At 60.3% G+C, this 5691-nt stretch carries 5 protein-coding genes; 3 read left to right on the forward strand and 2 right to left on the reverse strand.

The genetic code is table 11. From position 1 onward, the window contains the following. The coding region (locus tag EN939_RS18470; protein WP_245473114.1) for an amidohydrolase family protein at positions 1-771 on the reverse strand (771 nt) is incomplete at its 3' end. A gap of 64 nt (positions 772-835) precedes the next feature. After that, the gene (locus EN939_RS18475; protein ID WP_024504891.1) at positions 836-1588 is read right to left on the reverse strand and encodes an SDR family NAD(P)-dependent oxidoreductase; all 753 of its coding nucleotides are present in this window, start codon (positions 1586-1588) and stop codon (positions 836-838) included. A gap of 262 nt (positions 1589-1850) precedes the next feature. Between EN939_RS18475 and EN939_RS18480 the strand changes: the two genes are divergently transcribed. From EN939_RS18480 to larA, 3 genes are all read left to right on the forward strand, one after another. Then, the gene (locus tag EN939_RS18480; RefSeq protein ID WP_032899521.1) at positions 1851-2735 is read left to right on the forward strand and encodes a LysR family transcriptional regulator; all 885 of its coding nucleotides are present in this window, start codon (positions 1851-1853) and stop codon (positions 2733-2735) included. A 157-nt stretch (positions 2736-2892) separates the two neighbouring features. Beyond that, the gene (gene leuB / locus EN939_RS18485; RefSeq protein WP_024504892.1) at positions 2893-3993 is read left to right on the forward strand and encodes a 3-isopropylmalate dehydrogenase; all 1101 of its coding nucleotides are present in this window, start codon (positions 2893-2895) and stop codon (positions 3991-3993) included. A 235-nt stretch (positions 3994-4228) separates the two neighbouring features. Continuing rightward, the gene (larA, locus tag EN939_RS18490; RefSeq protein WP_127269157.1) at positions 4229-5533 is read left to right on the forward strand and encodes a nickel-dependent lactate racemase; all 1305 of its coding nucleotides are present in this window, start codon (positions 4229-4231) and stop codon (positions 5531-5533) included. The last annotated feature ends 158 nt before the right edge of the window (positions 5534-5691 follow it).

A 5691-nucleotide genomic window follows, 5' to 3' on the forward strand; every position in this document is an offset into this window, starting at 1 on the left:
GGTTTGAGGGGTAATAAGTGTCGCGTGTTCGATCGAATGAATACCGCATTCGAGTGCACGTGCGACGGCCTCGTCGGTGTGGGTGTGCACCGACACATACATCTTGGCCTTGTCGGCTTCGTCCTGGAACGCGCGCAGCTCATCCATCGAATAGCCGAGATATGGCCGAGGAAAATGGGAGGATGCCGCGCCGCCATTGGCCATCACCTTGATGAATCTGGCGCCCTTGCGAACCTCGTCGCGAGCGGCACGGCGGCAGTCGTCGACGCCGTCAACGATGCGTCCTACCGAGCCGAGTTGGTCGAGTTGACGGTCGCCACTGATCATGTCGTAGCGCGTCCGATAGTCCGAATGGCCGCCGGTCTGCACCATGGCCTTGCCGCAAATGACCAGGCGAGGACCTTCGATAAGACCCTGCTCTATCGCATGGACCTGAGCCACAGTCGCGCCGCCGAGGTCGCGTACGGTGGTGAAACCGCGATTGAGCATGCCCTTCAATATCCGCACCGAATGATAGGCGACGAGTTCGTTTGGCAGAAACGAGTTTTCGGCCGGATCGGCAACTCCGGAATTGATGTGCACATGGCAATCGATCAGGCCCGGCATCAAAGTCTTCCCGCGCAGATCGAAGCGATGCGCGTTGCTATCCCGGATCGGCTTGTCTGAAACCTCGTCGATAACATTGCCGCTGACGCGGACGAAACGGTCGTGCTCGCCGTCCTCATTGGAGCCGTCAACGATCCGCGCGTTTTCGAATATGTAGGAAGGCATCAGCAGTCTCCTTGTTGGATCGGTGCGCCGCCACGTGCGCCGCGGAATTTGACGGGCGCTACGGTCAGTAGGTTGCCCTGCCGCCGGAAAGATCGAACACCGCGCCGGTGGTAAAGGAATTCTCCTCTGACGCTAGCCAGCAGATCATGGAGGCGGCTTCGCCAAGTTCGAGCATGCGGCCGCGCGGAATCTTGGCAAGCATGTACTCGATGTGTTGCGGTGACTGCTCCATTGCCCCAGGCGTCTTGGCAACCGCCGGAGTGACGCAGTTGACTGCGATGTTCTGCCCTGCGAGTTCCTTGCCCAGTGACTTCGTCAAGGCGATCACGGCTGCCTTCATGGAGCTGTAGGCGACCGCGTTGGGGTTGCCCTCCTTGCCGGCAATGGAGCTGAGGTTGACGATGCGCCCGTAGTTAAGCTCCCGCATATGAGGGACGATGGCGCGGCAGCAGTTGAAAGTCCCTATCAATCCCACACTCAGGACCTGTGCGAAGGCCTCGGGTGGATATTCCCAGGTCGGCATGTTCGGCCCGACCAACGCCGCATTGTTGATCAGTATGTCGATCTTGCCAAACCGTTCCAGCGTGTGTGCAAAGCCCGCTTCCACCGACGCGAGGTCGCCAATGTCAGTCTCAATCCCAAGCACGTCGCGGGTTCGTCCAAGCTGATTGAGAGCCTTTTGCAACGCAGCGCCATCGCGATCCCAGATCGCTATCCTGGCACCGGATGCCAGCATCCGCTCGCTGACTGCGAACCCGATGCCCTGCGCTCCGCCCGTGACAATCGCTACGCGCTGCTCAAGATCATATCGATTCATGGTCGAAGACGCACTCTGATTGAATTATTGATTGAAGCATGTTCCACGGGGGAACCGGTGGCGATTTCGCGACAAGCGCGTGCCAGAACGTATTGACTGCGATGGCCTTTCGCAAAAGACTTCGTTTGGAATGGCTGCTTCGCGATCCGCGATGATGCCCTTGCGACAGTTGCATCCGTGCGGTCAACAGCTATTAGCAGTGACTGGCTGCGTGTTTCGCAGGCCTGACATGGATGGAATATGCCGGAGAGGGGGAGCTACATTGCGTTTTGACCTTCTTTCGCTTCAGCTGTTTGTCGCCGTTTGCGAAGAGCAGAGTATCGCCAAGGCGGCCGATCGCGAGCACATCGCGGCATCGGCGGTGAGCAAGCGGATTTCCGATCTCGAGATACGCCTCAGTACGCCTTTGTTTCACCGCAGCTCGAAGGGACTGGAGCTGACCGCGGCAGCGCAGGCGCTGCTCCACCATGCGCGCGTCGTGCTCCGCGACTTGAAGCAGATGGAGATTGAGCTTGCCCATCACGCCAGTGGCGTCAGCGGGCAGGTCCGCATTTTTGCGAGTGTTTCGACGATCATCCAGCATCTGCCGTCGGATCTGAGCAACTTTCTGGGGACGCATTCGGCCATTCGAATCGATCTGGAGGAGGGCACCAGCCAGCAGGCCGTGGACGCGGTGGCCGAGAACGCTGCGGATATCGGCGTCTTCGGTGGCGTCGTGCCCCGTCGCGGTTTGAAATACATCCCGTATCGCAGCGACCGCCTCGTGGTGCTGGCTCACAGGGACCACCCGCTAAGCTCGCAAACTTCCGTCAAGTTCGCCGACCTCCCGGATTATGACCTGATCGGGCCAAGCAGGGGAAGTTTTCTGGATATGCTCGTCATTCGCGCCGCGGCTGAGCTGAGCAAACCGTTGAAAATGCCAATCCGGGTCAACGGGTTCGAGACGGTGTCGACAATGGTAGAGGCGCAGATGGGCGTCGGCCTCGTGCCGGCGGGATGTGCCGCCCGTTATGTAACGGGTGGCATGCTTGCGGCAATCGCGCTCGACGAGCCTTGGGCAGTCAGGCAGTGGAACATCTGCGTTCAGGACAGTCAGGGCCTGCCACCACCCGTGAAGCTGCTGTTGAAGCACCTTACCAACAGTTGAGAGGCTGGTCCGCCGGCTAACCGGTGCGTCGCGTCCGACGATGCGAGCTTTCCAAAGGACGACTTCGAAGGGTCCGGGTCGGCCCATATAAGTCCTGCCGCAGAGAGGGCCGAGCGAATGCGCCCGCCTCTTCAACTCAATTTCGAAAGGCAAGGCCTTGAAGATAGTAGTGCTCCCAGGAGACGGGATCGGTAAGGAAGTGACCGCGGAGGCAGTAAGGGCGCTGCACGCGGTCATCGGTAGTGAACTCCCGCTCGAACTCACAGAAGCCGTAATCGGAGGTGAGGGGCTGGAGCGCTTCGGCGATGCCCTGCCGCCTGATACCCTCGACATCTCACGCAAAGCTGATGCCATTCTGCTTGGCGGAACCGGCGTTCCTGAGGATGAGAGGCGAGCGCCGAGCGAGGGGGCCGGTTACGGCCTGCTCAAGCTGCGCAAGGCCCTCGGTCTCTATGCTAACTTCCGCCCGGTCGTGCTTTATCCCGAGCTTGTGGACGCCTCCACACTCAAGCCCGAAATTGTCACGGGGGTCGATCTGATCATCTTGCGTGAACTGACCGGCGATCTCTATTTCGGCCAGCCGCGTGGTGTCTCTCGTGACGAGACTGGCGCGCGTGTCGGCATCAACACGATGCGTTATACCGATGCCGAGATCGAGCGCATAGCGCATGCGGGCTTCCAGGCCGCCGCGAAACGACGTAAGAAACTGTGTTCGGTTGACAAGGCAAACGTCCTTGAAACGATGGCGCTGTGGCGCGAGGTCGTTATCGAAGTCAGCAAGCAGTATCCCGATGTGGAATTGACGCATCTCTACATTGACGCGGCGTCCATGGCCTTGATCCGGAATCCCAAGCAATTCGATGTTGTCGTGACGGGCAATGTCTTCGGCGATATCCTCTCCGATGCGGCGGCCATGTTGGCCGGCTCAATCGGAATGCTGCCGTCGGCCTCCCTCGGCGATCACAACAAGGGCCTATACGAACCGGTCCATGGCACCGCGCCGGACATCGCTGGCAAGGACTTGGCGAACCCACTGGCCGCAATCCTTTCGGTTGCCATGATGCTCCGGCAGTCGTTTGGCCGCGACCAGCACGCTTCGCGTATCGAGCAGGCCGTACGGTCAGTGCTGCGCGAGGGGTATCGGACCGCAGACATCTATCAACCCGGCTGCAGGAAGATCGGCACGAGGGCCATGGGTGAAGCAGTTGTCGAGGCGATCCGCAAGCAGAAGGTTGGCGGGGAGGCGGAATTTGCCTGACCGGCCGCTATGACCTGCTGCTCTCGCGGCAAGTCGGTCGCGTCCGCATCGCCGATTGCGACGACAGGTCACCAAACCGAGACTTACTTCGGTTGACTGACCAGCGGTACTCGAAGGCAAGCCAGACATGTTCGAGCGACGTCACGTGGCCGAAGAGGGCTGAATCAGCCGCCGAACATCATAGGTGCCGGGCCGTAGCGACGGACGGCGGATCGTGAGAGCCGAGGGACGGCAGATGAAACATGGCGGTCCTTTCGAACTTGCCTTCGGTCGTGGATTGCTGAAGCTGGCATTGCCGCAAGGCGCGGAGCCGACAGTAATCCGGAAGGCGTTGTTGCCAAAACTCTTCGACGCCTCTTCAGCAATTGCATCCGCCTTCGCGAATCCGATTGGCTCCGAGCCTTTAGCCCGTCTGGTGGTCGGGCGTCGGAGCGCCTGCATCCTTATCTGCGACATCACGCGCCCGGTGCCGAACCGGCTATTCCTACGCGTCATGATCGAGACAATGATTAAAGGCGACATTCCCGCGGACAGGATCGATGTGCTCGTTGCCACCGGCCTTCATCGTCCGAACGAGGGTGTGGAACTGGAGGAACTGGTCGGCGATCCTTGGGTTCTGAAGACCGTCCGCGTCACCAATCATTTCGCACGCAACGAACACGACCACGTCGATCTGGGACATACGCAGACGCGTGGGACACCGATCCGGATCAATCGGCTTTTCGCGGATGCGGACCTCCGTATCGCTACAGGCCTGGTCGAGCCCCATTTCATGGCAGGCTGGTCCGGTGGTCGAAAGGTTGTCGCCCCCGGCGTTGCCGGCCACGAAACCATCCGCACCTTCCACTCGGCGCGTTTCATGGAAGACCCGCTGTCAGTCCAGTGCAATCTGGTCGGCAACCCGCTCCATGAGGAACAGTTGCAGATCGTACGCAAGGTTGGCGAAATCTATGCGTTGAACACCGTGCTCGATGAAGATCGCGATCTGGTTTGCGTGACCTTTGGCGAGATCATAGCCAGCCATCTGGCTGCGGTCGATTTCATCGCCGACACGACGATGATCGACGTGCCGCGCCGGTTCAAGACCGTGGTGACGTCGTCTGCAGGCTATCCCCTCGACAAGACCTACTACCAGACGATCAAGGGTATGGTGACGCCGATCGACATTCTCGACCCGGGCGGGACGCTGATCATCGCCTCGGAATGTTCGGAGGGCTTTGGCAGCCACGAATTCCGCCAGGCGCAAGCGCGCTTGGTGGAGATGGGACCCGAGCCATTCCTTGCCACGCTTACGGCGAAGACGCTTGCCGACATCGATGAATGGCAGACGGAGATGCAGCTGAAGCCGATGCGGGTGGGCAAGATCCAGCTCTACACGACCGGGCTAGATCGCGAGGAACGCCGCATCACCGGAGTTGAACTGGTCCCCTCGGTAAACGACGCAATCGCGGCCAGTCTTGAACGCCATGGCGACCCCGCCGTTGCCATCATCCCGGAGGGACCATACGTCATTCCGATCTATCGGCGGGCAGGACTGTGAGACGCGTCCACCTCGATGCAGTCGGCGGCATCGCCGGCGACATGTTCGTCGCGGCAATGCTCGACGCGCTGCCTGACCTGCGAGAGCGCGTACTTGCCGACGGCGCTGCAGTGCTTCCGGTTGAGGCCGGTGGCATTGCCTTCGAGGAAGGCGAGAGC

The sequence above is a fragment of the Mesorhizobium sp. M7A.F.Ca.CA.002.05.1.1 genome (assembly GCF_003998335.1).
Lineage (GTDB): Bacteria > Pseudomonadota > Alphaproteobacteria > Rhizobiales > Rhizobiaceae > Mesorhizobium.